Source organism: Streptomyces sp. DSM 116793 (genome assembly GCF_057320905.1).
This window is the reverse complement of sequence record NZ_CM170494.1, coordinates 8,549,358-8,566,562: the sequence shown is the minus strand read 5'-3', so window position 1 is coordinate 8,566,562 and position 17,205 is coordinate 8,549,358. Positions and strand designations below refer to the sequence as shown.

Sequence of the window (17,205 nt, the reverse complement as noted above, 5' to 3'; positions counted from 1 at the left end):
CTGCCTGCCCGCCTCCGGGCCTGCGGTTTCGTCCTGGTCAGGGCGCCTGGTGCTGTCCGCTGCCGCCCAATGCCCCGCCGTCTCGTCGGGGCAAGGGGGTGTTCACCTTGGCCACCAACACTCTGCTCATGTCCACCACCGCCCGCCTGCGCGGCCGCCGCGTCCAGCTGGAACGCCGCGCCACCGCCTCCAAGGCCGTACGTGCCTCCCTGGTGTCGCTGGCCGGGCTGATCGGCGGCCCGGTCACCAACCAGGCCGGGGAGGAGGTCGGCCGGGTCGTCGACGTCGTCGCCCGGCTCTACGGCGCCGAGCCCTACCCGCCGGTGACCGGCCTGGTCGTCCGGGTCGGCCGCCGCCGCACCTTCCTGCCCGCCGACACGGTGGAGAAGGTGCACTCCGGGCGGGTCGCGCTGCGCAGTGCCCGGCTGGACCTGCGCGAGTACGAGCGGCGTCCCGGAGAGGTGCTGCTCGCCCGCGACGTGCTCGACCACCAGCTCGTCGATGTCGACGGGGTGCAGGTCACCCGCGCCGCCGACCTGTATCTCGCCCCGCTGGCCGACCGCGTGGTGCTGGTCGGGGTGGACGTGAGCCTGCCGACCCTGCTGCGCCGCCTCGGCCCGCGCCGATGGCAGGCCCGGCCGACACCGGAGCGGGTGCTGGACTGGCAGGCCATGGCCCCGTTCGCCGAGCACGCCACCGACGGGCCCGCCCAGGTCCAGCTGCGCGCCTCCAGGGGCGCGTTGCACCGGCTGCGCCCAGCGGACCTGGCCGACCTGCTCGAAGACCTCGGCCGGGCCGAACGCCAGCAGCTGCTGCACATGCTGGAGCCCGCCGCCGCCGCGGACGCACTGGAGGAGATGGAACCGGCCGAGCTGGAGAACCTGCTGCGCGAGGCCGACCCCGCCCACGCCGCGCAACTCGTGGACGAGATGGAGCCGGACGAGGCCGTGGACGCGCTACGCGACCTGCACGACGACGAGCGGGAGCGCCTGCTGGACCGTATGCCCGCGGCCCAGGCCGGACACCTGCGCCGGCTGCTGGCCTACCCCGAGGACACGGCCGGCGGCGCCATGACCACGCTGCTGGTGACCGTCCGCCGCGAGCAGAGCGTCGCCGAGGTGCGGGCCGCCCTCGCCGCGCAGGCCGAGCACCGCACCGAGATCGACGCCATCGCCGTGGTCGACGCCGACGGCCGCCTCGTCACCGACATCGCCCTGTTCGACCTGGTGGTGGCCGAGGACGCCACCATGGTCGCCGACCTGACCGGCTGGCTGGCCCAGTTCGGCCCGCCGGTGACCGTGCACCCCGACACCCGCCTGTCCGAGGCCGCCGAGCAGCTGGTGGCCGCGCGCGTCTCCTCGCTCCTGGTCGTCGACGACCAGGACCGCCCGCTGGGCCGCATCCTCGCCGACGATGTCCTGGACACCCTGCTGCCCGAGCGCGGGCGCCTGCACTTCCGGAGGTTCCTGCAGTGACCCGCGACCTCGACACCACCACGGCGCCGCCCACCGCCGCCCCCGTCACGAAGCGGCGCGGCCTCGGCCGCCTCGCCATGATCGCCGCGATCGCCGGGCCCGGCCTGGTCGCCGCCAACGCGGGCAACGATGCCGCAGGCATCGCCACCTATGCCTCCGCAGGCTCCCAGTTCACCTACGGCACGCTGTTCTTCATGGTGCTCGTCACCATCGCCCTGGTCATGGTCCAGGAGATGGCCGTACGCCTCGGCGCACACACCGGCAAAGGGCTCGGCGCGCTCATCCGCGAACAGTTCAGCCTGCGGCTGACCGCGCTGGCGGTGTTCTGCCTCCTGCTGGCCAACACCGGCCTGGTCGTCTCCGAATTCGCCGGCATCGGCGCCGCCTTCGAGCTGCTGGGCGTGCCGAAGTGGGCAGTCATCCCGCCGGCCGCGATCCTGCTGTGGTCACTCGTCCTGTTCGGCTCCTACCGGTGGGCCGAACGCATATTCCTGATCATGTCGCTTGCGTTCTTCGCCTACCCCATCGCGATGATCCTCGGCCACCCGCACTGGGGCGAGGTCGGCAAGCACCTGATCGTCCCGCACATGGAGCCCAGCAAGGACTTCGTCCTGCTCGCGGTCGCCCTGATCGGCACCACGGTCAGCCCGTACATGCAGTTCTACGCCGCCGCAGGCGTCGTCGACCGCGGCGCCAAGCCCGAGGACTACCGGCTGATCAAACTGGACGCGGTGCTGGGCGCGGTGTTCGCCTGCATCATCAGCCTGACCATCATCATCGCCACCGCCGCCGTGATCGGCGGCACCGGTCCGCTCGACTCCGCCGCCCAGGCCGCCGAAGCCCTCAAGCCCGTAGCCGGGCAGAACGCCGAACTGCTCTTCGCCCTCGGCCTGATCGGTGCCTCCGCCCTCGCCGGGGCCGTTGTGCCGCTGTCGGCCAGCTACGCCATCGGAGAGGCCGCCGGCGTGGAACGCTCCGTCTCCCGCAGCTTCCGCGACGCGCCGTTGTTCCTGGGCCTGTTCACCGCGCAGATCGTGCTCGGCGCGGTGGTCGCGCTGACCCCCGTCGACGTCATCCAGCTGCTGATCGGCACGCAGGTCCTGCAAGGTCTGATCAGCCCGATTGTGCTGGTCTATCTGCTGGTCCTCACCAACCGCCGCTCGCTGCTGGGCACGGCGGCCAACGGCCCGCGCTACCGCATCGCCGCGACCACGGTCGTCGTGGGCGTCGCGGGCATGTCCACCATCCTGCTCGTGCAAACCGTCCTGGGCTGGTTCGGCCTCGGCTGACCCCGCTCCACCCGAGAGGGAGGCCCCGCAATGAAGAAGTACCGCCCTTACCTGGTGGCCACCGCCCTGCTCGCCTGGATCACCACGCTCGTCGTCCTCATCGCGCTCGATCCCCAGCCCGTGCCCTGACGCCGGGCCCGATCAGGGTGCGGCAACGGCGGCTGTGACGCCCGGCGATGCCGCTCGGGTGATCGCCGCCAGTCAGGGCGCCGTCGCCACCGGCGACATGGGCCCCCCGGCCGCGCAGGCCGGGCAGCTGGAGGCGGCCCACGAGGCGCTCCAGAACGCGATGGACAACACCGGTTTGCTGCTGAACCTGCTCAAGTCGGTGGGCTTGTAGGGCCCGTCGGCGTCCAGGCTGAGCGGAGCCGTCCCGGTGGCCTCCCCCCGTGCCACCGGGACGGCTGTCTCGTACGTCACGATCGGCCAGTGCTCGGCGGTGAAGATCTCGCGGACCTCGCGGATCGCGCAGTAGACCAGCAGGTAGCCCGCTGCGGGGTCGGCCCACCACAGGCCGGCGGCGGAGTTGAGGACCAGGCCTGCGAGGACGGCGACGGCCAGCAGGCCGTCGATCAGGGTGACGCGGCCCTCGGTGGTGAGGACGGGGTTGTCCAGGGCCGCGCCGGTGCGGGCCTTGCCGAAGGCGAGGGCGAACATGACGGCGGCGGTGACCGCGGTCCAGCCGATGCCCAGCGGCGAGTGGCGCGGGTGGTAGCCGGTGGCCAATGCCCAGGTGGACTGCACCAGCAGGCAGAGGGCGAGCGCCGCGAACCCGACGCCGATCAGTCTGAGGGCGCGGCGCCGGCGGGCGATCAGGTCCGTCGGCCGGTTCTTCGACGCGGCCTCCTTGCGGATCGCCGCCTCGGCGATCCGCCGGGCCTCCGCCTGCCCGTAGACCACGCCCACCCACCGGCGCACCTCCGTACGCTGCCGCTCGGCAGTCCGGTCCGTACCCCACGACGGCACGGTGCCCTCCGGCAACTCGACCGCGCGGCGCACGAAGTCGACCACCATCTCCGGGTACTCCTCCGGCCTCGGGAAGCGCCCCATCCGCTGATACGACTTCAGCGCCAGCAGCAGCGCGAGCTGATGTTCATCGGAACCCCATCCGCTCAGCTGCCCACGCCGCCTGGGCCGCTCCCGGCGGTCCTCATGGACCGTCCCTACCCAGCAGCTCACGCAGGGCCCGCTCCTCCTCGGGGCTCAGGCCGGTGACGAAGTGCTGGAGGGTGACGATCGGGTCGGGGCCCTGGGCGAGGGCCTCGCGCATGGCCTCGGCGGTGAGTTCGGCGGCGTTCTTGGCGGGCCGGTACGCGCCGCGCCGACCGTCAGCGTCACGCAGGACCAGTCCCTTGTCGTGCAGGCGCTTGAGGATGGTGTGCACGGTGTTGTAGGCGAGGTCGCCGCCGATCTCGGCCTGGATCTCGGCGGGGGTGAGTGTCCGGTCGGTGGCCCACAGGGCGGCGAGGACCGCGCTCTCCAGCTCGCCGGCGCCGCGCCGTTCCGGTCGGTTGTGGGGGCCTGTGCCTGCCATGCCGCCACCCTACAGCGCGTAGGGCGGCGGGTCTTTTATCCGATGCCAACCCTACAGCCTGTAGGGTAGCCAACCCTACAGGCTGTAGGGTGAGGGGTTGGATGATGGCCGAGACCTTGAACGTCCCGCTCGTCGGCGCGGAACGCCACGGCCCACCACCCTCACGTGTCCGCACACCGTGGTGGCTGGGAGGCCAGAACGGGTGGCCGGCCTGGGTCGCGGGCGCCTTCACGCTCGCCCAACTCGCCCTGGTACGGCCCGGGATGGGGCTCGGCTGGGACGAGTCGGTGTATGTCAGCCAGATCAGCTCCCACGCTGCCGCGGCGTTCTTCAGTGCGCCGCGCGCCCGCGGTATCTCCCTGCTGGTCGCGCCCGTCGCGTCGTGGTCGTCGTCCACGCCGCTGCTGCGGGTCTATCTGGCGGTGCTGTCCGGACTGGGCCTGTTCCTGGCGTTGCGGGCCTGGCGCGGCCTGTTCCCGGGCCGGGTGCTGGGCCTGGCGAGCGCGCTGTTCGCGACGCTGTGGGTGACGGTGTTCTACGGCCCGCAGGTCATGCCCAACTACTGGGTCGCCGTCGGAGCCCTCGCGTGCGCCGGGTATTTCCTGCGTGCCCAGGCGAGCCGCTTCGACCGGGCGGCCCTGTGGGGCCTGGGCGCGAGCGCGGCGCTGATGGCCGGGATGCGGCCCACAGACGCGGTGTGGGTGACCCTCCCGCTGCTGACTCTGCTGGTGTGCGTGCGCCGTTGGCGGCGGCCCCGGATGCTGGTGGCGTTGGTCGCGGGGCTGGTGGCCGGGGCGGGCGAGTGGGTCATCGAGGCGTATGTCAGCTACGGCGGCCTGATGCAGCGGCTGTCCGACGCCTCCGGGACCGAAGGCGGTCTCGGCTGGAACGTCGCCGTCGACGACCAGCTGCGCAGCCTCGGCGGGCGCACCCTGTGCCGCCCTTGCACCGGGGCGGCACCGCCTGTCGCGGTGACGTTGTGGTGGTTCGTCCTGCCTCTCCTCGCCGTCATCGGGGCGGTGATCGCAATCCGCGCCCGTCGCTCGGCGCACACCCTGGTGCCGCTGGCCTGCGCCACGACGGCCGCCGTCCCGTACCTATTCCTGATCGGCTACGCGGCCCCCCGCTTCCTGCTACCCGCCTACGCCCTCCTCGCGATCCCCGTCGCCGACGCACTTGTTCACCTAGTCTCCAAGCCCGGCGGGGCATGGCGACCCGTCGCCGCGACCCTCGTGGCCGTGGGCCTGGCCGGGCACCTGGCCGTCCAGTACGTGGTGCTGGAACGCACCGTGCAGCGCACCACCGCCACCCACCGCGACTGGGCCCGCACGGCGGCCGACCTGCACCGGCTCGGCGTACGGCAGCCGTGCCTGCTCACCGGATACAACGCCATCCCGATCGCGTTCTACGCGGGCTGCTCCTCCGTGCAGACCCAGGGCAACAACGCCAACACCACCCAGGCGGACATCGCCCGGTCCGCCCGGCGACTGCCGGCCGCCGTCCTGACCGCGCCGGGAGGACGGCCACCCGCGTACGCCCGCACCTGGCCGTCCCACCGGGTCGGGACGCTGTGGGCCTACACCGCACCCGCCCCGCACCGGGGTACGGGCGCATGACCCTCACGCCGAGCGCGCCGCCGGCCCTGAGCGGACGGCGCGGATGGGGCGGATGGGGCGGACGGCGCAGGCAGGTCTCCTGGCATACCGCGGTCACGCTCCTCGTCGTGGCCTGCGCGGGCTTTCTCGCGCACCGGCACTGGCCGGTGATCGAGGACGGAGCCGACCGGCTCACCGTCGCCGACCGGGGCTGGCTGCTGGTGGCGGCCGTGGCCGCCGTGTCGACATGGGTCTGCTCGGCGGTCGCCCAGCAAGGTGCGGTGGTCCGGCCGTTGCCCGCCGGGCGGCTGGTCGCGGCGCAGTTCGCGGCGTCCGCGGCCAACCACGTGCTGCCCGCGGGGCTCGGCGCGAGCACGGTCAACCTGCGCTTCCTGACCCGGTGCGGGCTGCCGCTCGCCGCCTCGGCGAGCGCGCTCGCGGTCAAGGCGACCGCCGGGACGGTGGTACGGGGCGCCTTGATCGCCGTGCTGGCCCTGGCCTGTCCCGGCGTACTCCTCCTCCCCCATGTCTCCGCCGCGGCATGGGCGGTGGCTGTCACGGCAGTCGCGGTCGCCGTCGTGCTGCTGTCCCGTCCGCTGCGGCGCGCGGTCCGGACGGTGCTGGCGGATGTGCGTGCCGTGCACGACGTCCCGGCGCGGGCAGCCGCGTTGTGGGGCGGCTCGCTGGCCTTCGCCTCCCTGCACGCGGCCGTGGTGATGGCGACGACACAGGCCCTGGACCTGCCGCTGCCGCCGGCCCGGGTGGCACTGGCGTACCTGGCCGCGAGCAGTGCGGCCGTCCTGTTGCCGGCCCCCGGCGGATTGGGCTCCCTGGACGCGGCACTGGCCTTCGCCCTCACCCTGGCCGGCGCGCCCGGAGGCGCGGCGGCCTCGGTGGTGTTGGGTTATCGGCTGCTGACCGTGTGGCTGCCGCTGGTTCCGGGGCTGGTGACGCTGGGAGTGCTGGTGCGCCGCGCGGTGCTGTGATGCGCCACGGCCCTGTCAGTCGTGGTCGAGGCGGTATCCGTGTCCGCGCAGTGTGGTGATCCGCGGCAGCCGTGAAGGGCTGGAGGACGCGTCGGCCGCGTCGGTGAGACGGCGGCGGAGCCCGGCCATGGTGACGTCGAGGGTCTTGGTGGAGCCGAACCAGTTCTCGTCCCAGACCTCGGCCATGAGCGTCTCGCGGGACACAGCCGCGCCCGTGTGCCGGGCGAGGACGGCCAGCAGCTCGAACTCCTTGGGGCGGAGGCGTACGCGGCCAGCGCCTCCCGGTCAGTGACCAGGCCGTGGAAGGTGACGCGGTCGGCGATACCCAGCTCGTGCGCCAGGTTCTCCAGGGCGCGGCGGCGGGAGCCGTCGCCGACGATCTCGCCGCGCACCTTCAGCCGCGCGGGCAGCAGCGCCAGGGCGTGCAGCAGCTCGTGCACGTTCTTCTCCTCGTCCAGCCGGCCCACGAACAGCACGCGTCTCCCCGTCGCCGCGGTCCGTCGCCGGCTGGGAGAAGCGGGCCAGGTCGAGGGCGCAGGGAGACCGGCAGGGCGGGGGACGTCAGACCGTTGTCGTGCAGCAGCCGTACGGCCCGGGGAGGGGGCGCGTGACGAAGCGGGCCCGGCGGAAGACCCGTACGAGGTCGCGCCAGGCGAGCCGGCAGGCCGCGCCGGTGAGCTGGGCGGGCAGGTGGGCGTAGCCGGTGAGGTTCTCCGGCATGAAGTGGTTGGTCGCCACCACGGGTATGCGGCGCCGGTGCGCGGCGGCGGCCAGCGAGCGGCACCCGGCGAAGTGGGACTGGATGTGCACCACGTCCGGCGCGATGTCGTCCAGCAGGCGGGCGGCGGGCCGGGCGGTCTGCCAGGGCAGGCAGACGCGGAAGGTGGGGTGGACCGGGGTGCGGTGGGACGCCAGCCGGTGCACGGCGATCCCGTTCACCGCGGTCGTGCCGGGGCCGGCCTCCGTCGCCGGGCAGACGACGTGCACCTGATGTCCGCGGTCCGCCAGTCGTTCGGCGAGGCGGTGGGCGAAGTTCGCGGCCCCGTTGACGTCCGGCGGGAAGGTATCGGCGCCGATGACAATGCGCTGCGGGCGGGGGGAGGAGGAGCTGGGCATGGGATGTTCCTGTCGTGGGAGAGGCCGGTGGCCGGGAGTGAGGTGGGAAGCGGGGGTGGCGCGGGTGATGTGGAGGACGCCGGCCACGGCGAGCGCCCAGCAGGCCAGGCCGGCGGCCGCGGTGGCGGCGGAGAGCGCGGGCGCCTCGTGCAGGAGGCCGATGCCGATGCCGACGGCGACGGCGACGAGCGGGTCGACCACGGTCAGGCAGGCGACCGTGCCTCCGGCGGGCCGGCGGCGTGCGCGCGCTGGGCCAGCCAGAAGCCGACGGAACCGGCCAGCGCCAGCCCGGCGAGCGTGCCGCCCAAGGCGCCGCTCAAGCCGTACGACGTGAACTCCTCGCCCGCGGCCCGGCCGAGGACGGACACACAGCCGTAGGCACTGCCGGCGCCGGCCGCCAGCGCCAGGCACCGCGCCCGGCCGGACAGCACACGGTCAACCCCGGCGCAGGCGGCGACCACGGTCAGGACCAGCAGCCCGGCCCACAGCTGGGCACCGGTGGTGACAGGCGTGGCGACGGTGGCGTGCGCGGCGAGGACCGCGAACCCCGTGGTCCCTGCGACGATCGCCGTGAGGGCGAGGACAGTTCCCCGGCTCCCGCCCAAGGGCTGCACCACGGTCACGGGCGCCAGCCGGAGGGGTGGTGACCTGCAGGGATCCGCCGACGCCGAGCAGGGCCAGCCCGGCGAGCAGCCGCCGTCGGCGTCGTCGCAGGACGGCGCGCGGCGGGGCGGGTGCGCGGTCCGCTGAGCCGCCTCGTGCTGCAGTCGTGCGGCTGCCGCGTAACAGGTGGCGCCGAGAACCGCGAGGAGGGCGGCGACCGGGGTCGTCATGGGCGTCGGCCGGTGGATGGGTGCCGGCCGGTGGTCGGTGGCTCGCCGCCGGACGTGTGCAGCCCGGTGGCCAAGCGCCACCCGGTGGCCAGGCACCGCCCGGTGGCCAGGCACCACCCGGTGGCCAGGCACCACCCGGTGGCCAGGCACCACCCGGTGGCCAGGCGCCACCCGGTGGCCAGGCACCGCCCGGTGGCCAGGCGCCACCCGGTGGCCAGGCGCCGCCCGGTGGACGTGTGTCGCCCGGCGAACAACCGCCGTGCGGAGGAGAGGGGTTGCCCGGCGAACGCGCCCCGCCCGGAGGGCACGGCATCGGCCATCGCGAAAGCAGGGCGACCTCCAGCCCCAGCGTCACGCGCTCGGCCAGACCGAGCAGCGGGGCGGCCCGTGCCGCCACCGGCGTGACCGGCCGGAGTGCGCTGAGGTGGGTGCCCAGGAAGACCAGCGCGGCGGCCGAACTGGCCCACGACAGGCGGCGTATCCGGCGCCCTTGCGCGCGTGTCGGCGCATGGCCGTGCAGGCAGTGGGCCAGGAGCGGACCGCCCGCCGGGAGCGCGGCCAGCGCGGCCCCCGCCGCATGACGGTGCACCACGCCGCTCAGCGACGGCACGGCGCCCGCCGGATCCGTCGGGAAGACGGCGCTGAGCGCGAGCCCCACGCGGCCGACCCCCAGGACCGCCGGTGCGACGGAGCCGATCGGCAGCCGACTGCGGAGCAGCCCGGCGAGCAGCGCGGCCGACCCCGCCGCCGAGCCGACGCAGGCCGTAAACAACGTCGTCGTGCCCTCGTGCAGTGCTAGTCGCTGAGCGTCTGCCCGAGGGGGTCCACCTGCTTGGCCGAGCCCAGGTGAAGCAGGGCGGCAAGCACGACGGAACCGGTCAGCGCGGTGTGCGCCGCTGTCGTCAGACTCTGGTGGCCACGGTGATCGACGGAGGCCGGGGGTGGGAGAAGCGCGTGCATGACGACGAGACAACCGGTGATCGATAAGGCGTCTACCACTCGGCGCGTGAATCTTCGATGAAGGTCGTCTGTGAGCCCCCTCGGCGTCGGGACACGCCAGTCAGGATGCGTTCAGGCAGCCGGTGGCACGGTCGGGTCCCATGACCTACGAGACATCCGGGACTCCACAGACCCCCGCCGCCCACGCCGCCGCACCGGCCCCGATCCGCCACCGTATGCGCTGGAACAAGGTGCCCGAAGTTACCCTGTACTTCTGGGTCATCAAGGTGCTGTGCACGACGGTCGGCGAGACCGCGGCCGACATGCTGAACGAGAAGCTGGGCCTGGGCCTGACCGGTGTGTCGCTGCTGATGAGCGTGCTGCTGGCAGTGGTTCTGGTCTGGCAGTTCCGTACGACGGCCTACCGCGCAGGTGTCTACTGGCCGGCCGTCGCCCTGATCAGCGTCGTCGGCACGCTGATCAGCGACAACCTCACCGACAACATGGGCGTGCCGCTGACCACCAGCACCACGGTGTTCGCGATCGTCCTCGCGGTCGTGTTCGTCGTCTGGTACCGCCGGGAGCGGACCCTGTCCATCCACAGCATCGACAGCCTCGGCCGTGAGTCCTTCTACTGGCTCGCGGTGCTGTTCACCTTCGCGCTCGGTACGGCGGCCGGTGACCTGGTCGCCGAGCGCATGGCCCTCGGGTACTGGGTGTCGGCGCTCCTGTTCGCCCTCGCGATCGCCGCGGTGGGCGTCGTGCACTTCGCGCTGGGCTTCGACGCCGTGTGGAGCTTCTGGATCGCGTACGTCCTCACCCGGCCGCTCGGCGCCTCGGTGGGCGACTACCTGTCCCAGCCGACCGCGGACGGCGGCCTCGGCCTGGGCACGGTGGTCACCAGTGTGCTGTTCCTCGCCGTCATCCTCGGCCTCGTCGTGTTCCTGTCGGTGACGCGGAAGGACGTCGCCGAGCGGGACCGGGTCACCCTGCCGGCAGGCTGACCACGAACCGCGCCCCGGGCGCATGACCGGGGCCGTGGGACACCTCACCACCGACGGAGCGGGCCAGGCGTCGCGCGAGCGGCAGCCCCAGGCCCGCTCCGCCGTGCCCGTCGGCGGGATCGGCGCGCCGGCCCGGCTGGAACAGCTGGCTGGCGAACTGTGGCGGTACGCCGGGACCGTCGTCGGTGACGTCGATGGTCACGCCGTCCGGCTGCCGGTCCGCTACGACGCTGACGCGTGAGCGCGCGTACCGCAGGGCGTTGTCGAGGAGGGGGCTGACGAGGCGTTCGAGGAGCGCGGGCGGGACGCCGGCTTCCAGGCCCGGGTCCGTGGCCTCGACGACGACCTCCAGGCGGCCGGGTACGTCGAGGTGTTCGGTGAGGCGGCGCAGCGTGGGCAGCACACTGGCGGTGCCGGGTGCGGCGCAGGTACTTCCCCGGGCGTCGTCGAGCAGGGTGTCGCAGATGGTGCGCATGGACTGGGCTGCGTCGGCGAGGGCCGCGTGGGTGCTCCGGGTGTCGGCCTCTGAGCGGGGCCGGGCCTGCAGCCAGTCGAGTTCGGCGGTGATCCGGCTGAGCGGGGTTCGCAGTTCGTGGGAAAGCTCCTGGGTGAGCTGCTGTTCGTGGCGCAGCACCGCGCGGATGCGGTCCAGGAGCGCGTCCAGGGACGCACCCAGGCGGGCGAGTTCGGTGGGCTGGTTGTCGGTGCCGAAGCGATCGGGGGAGGTGACGGCGCTCCACTGGGTGGCCTGCTCCGTCATGGTGCTCACGGGACGCAGTGCTCGGCCGACCGCGAGCCGCGTCAGTACGTAGGTGCAGGTGAGGACGGCGGCGTCGAGGGCGAGGGACGCGAGGAGCAGGGTGTCGGCCGAAGCTCGGTAGGGCGCCAGGTCGAGGGCGGTGACGACGGCCGCGGTGCCGCCTGTGATCTGTGCGCACAGCCGGACCGGGCCACCGGCGTGTTCGACGGTGGCGCAGTGCTGCTCGTCGCGCGCGGCGAGCCGGCCGGCGGCGCGGGTGAGGGGGCTGGCGGCGGTGGCGGAGGGCGGCCGTTCGAGCAGGTGCGTGCCGGCGTAGATCCACACGTTCGTGTCGAGGAGTTCGTCGTTCGACGTCTCCCGGACCCGCACTCCCGTCCGGCCGGTGTCGACGGTGGTGGCGATGGCGGCGGCCCGGGTGCGCAGTTCGTCGTCCGCCTGGCGCTGGAGGTGCTGGCGAACCACGGTGTTGAACACGACGGTGAGGATCATCAGCACGAACGCGGCGGTGGTGAGGGCCACCAGGGAGAGCCGGCCACGCAGCGTGCGGGGTACCAGACGTGATACCGGCCGGGAGATCCACCGTGAGAGGAGCCCGGTCATGACAGGCGGTGGCCGATTCCGCGGGCGGTCGTGACGGTGAGCGCGCTGCCACTGTCCCGGAGCTTGCGGCGCAGCCGGGTCAGGTACTGGTCGAGGGTGTTGTCACTGACGTGTGCCCCCTCTGGCCAGCCCGCTCTGATCAGCTCACGGCGGCTCACGATGTCTCCGGACGAGGCCATGAGCGCGGCCAGCAGCCGGAACTCCGTGGGGGCCAGGTCGACGCGGGCGCCGCGCACGGTGAGGCGGTGCCGGACGGCGTTAAGGACCAGGTCTCCGGCCGCGGCGGCCGGACGAGGCCCGCCGCGTTTGACGGCGGCCCGCAGCCGGGCGGCGAGTTCGGCCAGGTGGAAGGGTTTGGGCAGGTAGTCGTCGCCGCCGGCGGAGAACCCATTGAGCCGGTCGGTGAGCCGGTGATGGGCGGTCAGGAAGATGACAGGCGAGAGGAAACCGTTCGCCCTCATCGCCTGGCAGACGTCCCGCCCGTCCGCGTCCGGCAGCCCCACATCGAGGACAGCGCCGGCGAAGCCGTCACCGGCCAGGCGCAGCGCGGTCGCGCCGTCCTGCGCGGGCACGGCGTCGAAGTCCTCATCGTGCAGGCCGCGCAGCAGCACGTCACGCAGGGCGTGATCGTCCTCGACGACCAGGATCTTGGGGCGCATGGTGCTTCACCTGTTCTCGTGGCTGTTCCTGGGGCGGACCGGCAGCGGCGGCGTCCTCCGCTGCCGGTTGTCTCGTACCGGCGAGGACCTGCTCGGGCCGCCTCCTAGCAGTGGCGGCGAGGCACAGTCCCAGCCAGCCGATGCCGAACAGCCAGCCGCCGAGGACGTCGGTGAACCAGTGCACGCCGAGGTAGACGCGGGTCAGGCCGACCAGCGCGCCCCAGCAGCAGGCGGCAAGGGCGAGCAGGGTCCTGCCGCGGGGGCCGCGTGCGAACACCGCGATGACGAGCAGTCCTGCGGTGAGGGTGGCGGTCGTCGCGTGGCCGGAGGGGAACGACCATCCCGAGGCGTGCGTCGCCCAGTCCACCCGTGGCGGGCGGGGCCGGGCCGTCAGCTCCATCACGCCGTACCGGACGGCCTGCCCGGCCCCGAGACAGGCCACGCAGAGGGCGACGGTGACCGGACGGCCGCGTAGCGTCCGTGCGGCGACGAGCCCCGCCAGGACGGCCAGTACATACGGAACCACACCCGTCCCCGTGGCCGTGACACCCCGGGCCACTGCAACCGCGGCAGCCGGGCGGTGCGCCAGAGGCCAGGAGTGGAGGTCCTCGTCGCCGAACCGTATGGCGCCGTCGGCGCCGATCACGACCATGAGCAGGACACCGAACGCCGTCAGGGCGCCCAGTCCCGTGCAGCCGGCCACGTCGGCGACGTCCCCGCGGTTCACGGCGCCACCAGCAGCGGCCGCAGCCGTGTCGCGGTGAGTCGGCGCGCCAGCGCGTCGGGACGCCTGCGCACCGCTGAGCTCAGCAGCACCGCGACGACAGCCCCGACCGCCAGACCGGCCACCACGTCGTGCGGGTAGTGCGCGCCGACCCAGACCCGGGACGCGGCCATCACCACAGCGGCCACCGCCGCGACCGCACCGAGCCGACGGGAGACGAAGAGGAGAGCGACGGCCGCCGCGGCGGCTATCGCCGCGTGGTTGCTGGGGAACGACCAGTCACCCGGCGCCGGACACGCCTCCAGCGTCACCACCCGCAGGCTCTGACACGGACGGTCCTCGCGCACCACCAGCTTCAGCGCGTCGTTCACCGCGTACGCCACGACGACCGTCACCGGCGCGGCCAGCGCCACCACCGCCGCACGCGCACCCGCGTGCCGCGCCCGCCACCAGCCCACCACCATGAGGACGGCAAACAGGCCAAGGCCGTACGTCGACCAGGCGGACACCAGGCCGTCCAGCCACGCCGGGGAGCGGTGGGCGAGGTCCACCACGTCGGTGTAGGCGGAACCGTCGATCCCGGCCCCGTCGAAGGCGAGCATCACCCCTCGGCTCCCTTCTGCCCGATGGCCGCCCGGCGGGAGCGGTACAGCTCGGCGACGGGCGGAACCAGCGACAGGGCGACGATCACCCCGACCATGGGCAGCGGATAGCGGTCCACGTTGGGGACGGACGAGCCGAGGGCGTACCCGGCGAGGGTGAGCCCCGAGCTCCAGACGAGCCCGCCGGCCGCCTGCCACACGGTGAACGTCCGTATGGGTACGTGCAGGGCACCTGCCAGGGGATTGAGCACCGTACGCACCACCGGCACGAACCGGGCCGGCACGATCGCCTTCGCGTGCCCGTACCGCTCCAGCAGCTCCTCCGCGCGCCGGGCCCCTTCCTGGAGGCGGGCCGAGCGGCTGCGGGTGAGCAGCGCTCCGCCGGCCTTCCGCACGAGCGGGTAGCCGCACTGCGAACCGGCCAGCGCACCCACGGCGGCGACGGCCAGCAGCGGCACCAGGGACAGCCGCAACCCGCCAGGGGCCGTCCCGGTACACAGCAGACCGGCTGTGAACAGCAGGGAGTCACCGGGCAGGAAGAAGCCGACCAACAGCCCCGTCTCGGCGAACAGCACCACGCCGACACCCAGCACACCGAAGGCGGACAGCAGGGATGGAGCACTGAGGACATTCACTGCCAGCTGCGGCGCCGCAGCTGCGGCCACGGGCGCGAGCCCTGTCATACGCGAGCCCTCTCATACTGGACGGACGGGAGCACGCGGACACAGCACCCGGCTGACTACAATCCTGTAGACGGTCTACTGCACTGTAGACGAAGACAGGGTGAGGATCGTTCCCATGACCGAAGCGAAGGACGAACGCCGACCGGCGGGCGAGCTCGAGGCCAGCGTCATGGCCGGGCTGTGGGCCGCCGACGGCCCGCGCACACCGGGGCAGGTGCAGACCGACCTCGCCGTCGACCTGGCCCGCACCACCGTGACGACGATCCTGACCCGCCTGCACGACAAGGGCGTCGTCGGCCGCGAGCGGCAGGGCCGCGGCTACGCGTACTACCCCGTCGAGGACCCGCCCGGCCTCACCGCCCGCCGCATGCACAGCGAACTCGAGCGGGACGCCGACCGCGAGACGGTCCTGGCCCGCTTCGTCGCCCGGCTCAGCTCCGACGACGGGCGCATCCTGCGCGAACTCCTGGAATCGAGTGAGCAATGACCGTCCTGCTGCTGGTCCCCCCGCTGCTCCTGCCCTTCGCCGTCCACGGTCTCGCCGGGCGCACACTCGACCGTCTCCACCCCGTCACCGCGCTCCGGACGCTCACCCTCACCGCGATCGTGCTGGCCGGCGCCTGCGTGTCCGCACTGGGCGCACTGGTCCTGACCGGCCTGCTCGCCCTCCCGCTGTTCGCCCCACTCGGCGAGCTCGTCCACCCGTTGCACACGCCGCCGAACACCCTCGTCCTGCCCGTAGCCATGGTGGCCACCGGCGTGCTCACGGTCAGCGCCTGGACGCTGCCGCGGTCGGCCCTGCGCCAGATCCGCGCCTACCGCACCGCCCGCCGGCAGGCCGAGAGCAGCCCCGCCGCGGGCGATCTGTGCGTCGTCGACTCGCCCCACCCGGACGCGTACGCCCTGCCGGGCCGCCCGCACCGCATCGTCGTCACCACCGGGATGCTGCGCACCCTCGCCCCCGCCGAGCGAGAGGTGCTCCTCGCCCACGAACGCGCCCACAACGCGGGCGGCCACTACCGCTACCTACTCGCCGCGGAACTCGCGGCCCACTGCCACCCCGGCCTGCGCCGCCTCCGCGATGCCGTCCAACTCGCCGCGGAGCGAGCGGCGGACGAGGCCGCCGCGGCCGCCGTCGGCGACCGCCGGCTGACCGCGCAAGCCATCGCGCGCGCCGCCCTCGCCACCCGAGCAGCACCGTCCACCCGCCCGGACTTCGCCTCCGCCGCGACCACCGGCCCCGTCCCCCAACGGATCGCGGCCCTCCTCGCAACCCCCGCGGAGCTCCCCCGCAGCGCCTCCTGGATCGCCCTGCTCCTCGCCGCCTGCGCGGCCGTCTCGGCCTGTGCCGCGACGACCGGCGTGGTCGTGTTCCACCACGAGGTGGAGGTCGCCCAAGGCGAGGCGCCGCGCTGAGCGGCCCCCTTTGGGGAGGTACGCGGGCCGCTGCGCAGGGCGGGGCGCTTCCCCCGCGCGGGCCCGCCGCTACCGGATCCGCCCGCCACTTACGGCGTCACCGGGTATCTTCTTCACCAAGGCGTTCGCCTTCGCGTTCACCTGACGCCGATCGTGGCGATGTCCTTGTGGCTCACGGCGAGGTAGCCGACGAGGCCGAGGATCGCGATCGTCCAGCAGAGGGTGACGGGACCCAGGCCCAGCCCGAGGCCGCCCCGGGCGAAGGAGACCGCCATCCAGTCCGCGAAGGAGGCGCCGAGCGGCCTGGTCACCACATAGGCGGACCAGAAGGCGGCGATCGCGTTCAGCCCCAGCCACCGGTGGGCGACGACCGGAACGGCGATCACAGCGGCGAACATGGCGCCGGAACCGAGGTATCCGAGGCCCGCGGTGGTGGCAGTCAGGTCACCCGCAGCCGTGCCCAGAGCGAAGGTCGCGAGAACGGCGGCCCAGTAGAACACCTCCCTCCGGCGGGTGTGGATGCTGTGGATGGAGAGCGTCCTCTCACTCGCGTACCAGGTCGCGAAGACCGCCGCGAGGGCGGTCAGGAACAGGGGGGTGGACAGCGTGTAGGGGACGCCCAGGCCCACGTGCAGCACGTCGGCCGCCATGGTGCCGAAGACGCTGACCATGACGATGGCGGTCCAGTAGATCCATGGCACGTACCGCCGCACGGAGAGCTGAAGGGCGAGTGAGGCGGCGAGGGCGAGGCCGCCGAGGGCGACGGCGGGGATGGGGCCGAGCAGGTGGGCGAGGAAGTCGGAGGCCGTCTCTCCCATGCCAGTGGTCAGGACTTTGATGACCCAGAAGTAGAGGGTGACTTCGGGGACCTTGCTCGCTATGTGGCGTATGCCGAGCGGGGGTTGCTCCTGCTGGAGCTGCGCTGTCCCCATGTCTGGGAACGATGGCGCGACATCACGGTTCACGGAGGACGTCATGGGTGTTCTTCTT

Annotated in this window: 18 protein-coding genes and 4 pseudogenes; 8 read left to right on the top strand and 14 right to left on the bottom strand. The window is 73.2% G+C overall.

Translation table 11 applies throughout. The features are described 5' to 3' along the window. Window positions 1–107 precede the first annotated feature (107 nt). The 3 genes from ACSMXW_RS33815 (at window position 108) to ACSMXW_RS33805 (ending at window position 3,104) form a co-directional block, all read left to right on the top strand. Window positions 108–1,475, top strand: a complete 1,368-nt coding sequence (locus ACSMXW_RS33815) for a magnesium transporter MgtE N-terminal domain-containing protein (protein WP_485801997.1) — start codon at window positions 108–110, stop codon at window positions 1,473–1,475. Next, on the top strand, window positions 1,472–2,764 hold the full coding sequence (locus ACSMXW_RS33810; RefSeq protein WP_485801995.1) for an NRAMP family divalent metal transporter: 1,293 nt from the start codon (window positions 1,472–1,474) through the stop codon (window positions 2,762–2,764). Before ACSMXW_RS33815 ends, ACSMXW_RS33810 begins: the two co-directional genes overlap by 4 nt. Before the next feature lie 163 nt (window positions 2,765–2,927). Next, window positions 2,928–3,104, top strand: coding sequence for a DUF6245 family protein (locus tag ACSMXW_RS33805; RefSeq protein ID WP_485801994.1), 177 nt, complete (start codon window positions 2,928–2,930; stop codon window positions 3,102–3,104). Between the two features lie 125 nt (window positions 3,105–3,229). Here the strand turns inward: ACSMXW_RS33805 and ACSMXW_RS33800 are convergent. Together ACSMXW_RS33800 and ACSMXW_RS33795 are read right to left on the bottom strand one after the other, a co-directional pair. After that, window positions 3,230–3,943 (bottom strand): annotated as a pseudogene (locus ACSMXW_RS33800) (DUF4158 domain-containing protein); the annotation flags it as partial. Next, window positions 3,915–4,298, bottom strand: a complete 384-nt coding sequence (locus tag ACSMXW_RS33795; protein ID WP_485801993.1) for a BlaI/MecI/CopY family transcriptional regulator — start codon at window positions 4,296–4,298, stop codon at window positions 3,915–3,917. The gene ACSMXW_RS33795 and the pseudogene ACSMXW_RS33800, both read right to left, overlap by 29 nt. A gap of 104 nt (window positions 4,299–4,402) precedes the next feature. On the opposite strand from ACSMXW_RS33795, the gene ACSMXW_RS33790 reads away from it, so the two are divergent. Then, complete coding sequence (locus ACSMXW_RS33790; RefSeq protein WP_485808471.1) at window positions 4,403–5,914, top strand: hypothetical protein; 1,512 nt, start codon at window positions 4,403–4,405, stop codon at window positions 5,912–5,914. Next, on the top strand, window positions 5,911–6,879 hold the full coding sequence (locus tag ACSMXW_RS33785; protein ID WP_485801992.1) for a lysylphosphatidylglycerol synthase domain-containing protein: 969 nt from the start codon (window positions 5,911–5,913) through the stop codon (window positions 6,877–6,879). Before ACSMXW_RS33790 ends, ACSMXW_RS33785 begins: the two co-directional genes overlap by 4 nt. Window positions 6,880–6,894: 15 nt before the next feature. On the opposite strand, the pseudogene ACSMXW_RS33780 reads toward ACSMXW_RS33785, so the two are convergent. The 6 genes and pseudogenes from ACSMXW_RS33780 to ACSMXW_RS33755 all read right to left on the bottom strand — a co-directional run. After that, window positions 6,895–7,146 (bottom strand): annotated as a pseudogene (locus tag ACSMXW_RS33780) (winged helix-turn-helix domain-containing protein); the annotation flags it as partial. A gap of 53 nt (window positions 7,147–7,199) precedes the next feature. Further along, a pseudogene (locus ACSMXW_RS33775) lies at window positions 7,200–7,319 on the bottom strand (hypothetical protein); the annotation flags it as partial. 121 nt (window positions 7,320–7,440) lie between these two features. After that, window positions 7,441–8,196, bottom strand: coding sequence for a glycosyltransferase (locus ACSMXW_RS33770; protein WP_485801991.1), 756 nt, complete (start codon window positions 8,194–8,196; stop codon window positions 7,441–7,443). A 2-nt stretch (window positions 8,197–8,198) separates the two neighbouring features. Beyond that, window positions 8,199–8,828, bottom strand: a complete 630-nt coding sequence (locus tag ACSMXW_RS33765) for a hypothetical protein (RefSeq protein WP_485801989.1) — start codon at window positions 8,826–8,828, stop codon at window positions 8,199–8,201. Window positions 8,829–9,165: 337 nt separating this feature from the next. After that, window positions 9,166–9,621: pseudogene (locus ACSMXW_RS33760) on the bottom strand (DUF998 domain-containing protein); the annotation flags it as partial. Window positions 9,622–9,623: 2 nt separating this feature from the next. Next, window positions 9,624–9,788 carry a hypothetical protein gene (locus ACSMXW_RS33755; protein WP_485801987.1) on the bottom strand — a complete coding sequence of 55 codons (165 nt, stop codon included), beginning with the start codon at window positions 9,786–9,788 and terminating at the stop codon, window positions 9,624–9,626. A 140-nt stretch (window positions 9,789–9,928) separates the two neighbouring features. Here ACSMXW_RS33755 and ACSMXW_RS33750 point away from each other — a divergent pair, with 140 nt between their 5' ends. Beyond that, a complete protein-coding gene (locus ACSMXW_RS33750; protein ID WP_485801986.1) occupies window positions 9,929–10,771 on the top strand; it encodes a COG4705 family protein in 843 nt (280 codons plus the stop codon). On the opposite strand, the gene ACSMXW_RS33745 is transcribed toward ACSMXW_RS33750, so the two are convergent. From ACSMXW_RS33745 to ACSMXW_RS33725, 5 genes are read right to left on the bottom strand one after another with little or no spacing between them, the layout of a single operon-like run. Continuing rightward, window positions 10,752–12,131 carry a sensor histidine kinase gene (locus ACSMXW_RS33745; RefSeq protein ID WP_485801985.1) on the bottom strand — a complete coding sequence of 460 codons (1,380 nt, stop codon included), beginning with the start codon at window positions 12,129–12,131 and terminating at the stop codon, window positions 10,752–10,754. The two genes, ACSMXW_RS33750 and ACSMXW_RS33745, sit on opposite strands and share 20 nt — an antisense overlap. Continuing rightward, window positions 12,128–12,790, bottom strand: a complete 663-nt coding sequence (locus ACSMXW_RS33740; protein ID WP_485801983.1) for a response regulator transcription factor — start codon at window positions 12,788–12,790, stop codon at window positions 12,128–12,130. The genes ACSMXW_RS33745 and ACSMXW_RS33740 overlap by 4 nt, the downstream gene beginning before the upstream one ends. Continuing rightward, window positions 12,744–13,517, bottom strand: a complete 774-nt coding sequence (locus ACSMXW_RS33735) for a phosphatase PAP2 family protein (protein ID WP_485801982.1) — start codon at window positions 13,515–13,517, stop codon at window positions 12,744–12,746. Before ACSMXW_RS33735 ends, ACSMXW_RS33740 begins: the two co-directional genes overlap by 47 nt. After that, a complete protein-coding gene (locus ACSMXW_RS33730; protein WP_485801980.1) occupies window positions 13,514–14,119 on the bottom strand; it encodes a phosphatase PAP2 family protein in 606 nt (201 codons plus the stop codon). Before ACSMXW_RS33730 ends, ACSMXW_RS33735 begins: the two co-directional genes overlap by 4 nt. After that, window positions 14,116–14,799 (bottom strand): DedA family protein, encoded by a 684-nt coding sequence (locus tag ACSMXW_RS33725; RefSeq protein ID WP_485801978.1) that lies wholly within the window; start codon window positions 14,797–14,799, stop codon window positions 14,116–14,118. Before ACSMXW_RS33725 ends, ACSMXW_RS33730 begins: the two co-directional genes overlap by 4 nt. Before the next feature lie 115 nt (window positions 14,800–14,914). On the opposite strand from ACSMXW_RS33725, the gene ACSMXW_RS33720 reads away from it, so the two are divergent. Both ACSMXW_RS33720 and ACSMXW_RS33715 read left to right on the top strand, forming a co-directional pair. Then, entirely contained in the window at window positions 14,915–15,286 is a 372-nt protein-coding gene (locus ACSMXW_RS33720; protein ID WP_485801976.1) for a BlaI/MecI/CopY family transcriptional regulator, read from the top strand. Further along, window positions 15,283–16,215 (top strand): M48 family metalloprotease, encoded by a 933-nt coding sequence (locus tag ACSMXW_RS33715; protein WP_485801975.1) that lies wholly within the window; start codon window positions 15,283–15,285, stop codon window positions 16,213–16,215. Before ACSMXW_RS33720 ends, ACSMXW_RS33715 begins: the two co-directional genes overlap by 4 nt. A 137-nt stretch (window positions 16,216–16,352) precedes the next feature. Here the strand turns inward: ACSMXW_RS33715 and ACSMXW_RS33710 are convergent, their stop codons facing one another. Beyond that, on the bottom strand, window positions 16,353–17,147 hold the full coding sequence (locus ACSMXW_RS33710) for a COG4705 family protein (protein ID WP_485801974.1): 795 nt from the start codon (window positions 17,145–17,147) through the stop codon (window positions 16,353–16,355). Window positions 17,148–17,205: the final 58 nt, after the last annotated feature.

What these genes read in the sequence shown, in the direction of transcription:
- ACSMXW_RS33795 (WP_485801993.1), bottom strand. Translation starts at nt 4,298, where the DNA reads ATGGCAGGCACAGGCCCCCACAACCGACCGGAACGGCGCGGCGCCGGC.
- ACSMXW_RS33790 (WP_485808471.1), top strand. Translation starts at nt 4,403, where the DNA reads ATGGCCGAGACCTTGAACGTCCCGCTCGTCGGCGCGGAACGCCACGGC.
- ACSMXW_RS33785 (WP_485801992.1), top strand. Translation starts at nt 5,911, where the DNA reads ATGACCCTCACGCCGAGCGCGCCGCCGGCCCTGAGCGGACGGCGCGGA.
- ACSMXW_RS33765 (WP_485801989.1), bottom strand. Translation starts at nt 8,828, where the DNA reads ATGACGACCCCGGTCGCCGCCCTCCTCGCGGTTCTCGGCGCCACCTGT.
- ACSMXW_RS33755 (WP_485801987.1), bottom strand. Translation starts at nt 9,788, where the DNA reads ATGCACGCGCTTCTCCCACCCCCGGCCTCCGTCGATCACCGTGGCCAC.
- ACSMXW_RS33750 (WP_485801986.1), top strand. Translation starts at nt 9,929, where the DNA reads ATGACCTACGAGACATCCGGGACTCCACAGACCCCCGCCGCCCACGCC.
- ACSMXW_RS33745 (WP_485801985.1), bottom strand. Translation starts at nt 12,131, where the DNA reads ATGACCGGGCTCCTCTCACGGTGGATCTCCCGGCCGGTATCACGTCTG.
- ACSMXW_RS33740 (WP_485801983.1), bottom strand. Translation starts at nt 12,790, where the DNA reads ATGCGCCCCAAGATCCTGGTCGTCGAGGACGATCACGCCCTGCGTGAC.
- ACSMXW_RS33725 (WP_485801978.1), bottom strand. Translation starts at nt 14,799, where the DNA reads ATGACAGGGCTCGCGCCCGTGGCCGCAGCTGCGGCGCCGCAGCTGGCA.
- ACSMXW_RS33720 (WP_485801976.1), top strand. Translation starts at nt 14,915, where the DNA reads ATGACCGAAGCGAAGGACGAACGCCGACCGGCGGGCGAGCTCGAGGCC.
- ACSMXW_RS33715 (WP_485801975.1), top strand. Translation starts at nt 15,283, where the DNA reads ATGACCGTCCTGCTGCTGGTCCCCCCGCTGCTCCTGCCCTTCGCCGTC.
- ACSMXW_RS33710 (WP_485801974.1), bottom strand. Translation starts at nt 17,147, where the DNA reads ATGGGGACAGCGCAGCTCCAGCAGGAGCAACCCCCGCTCGGCATACGC.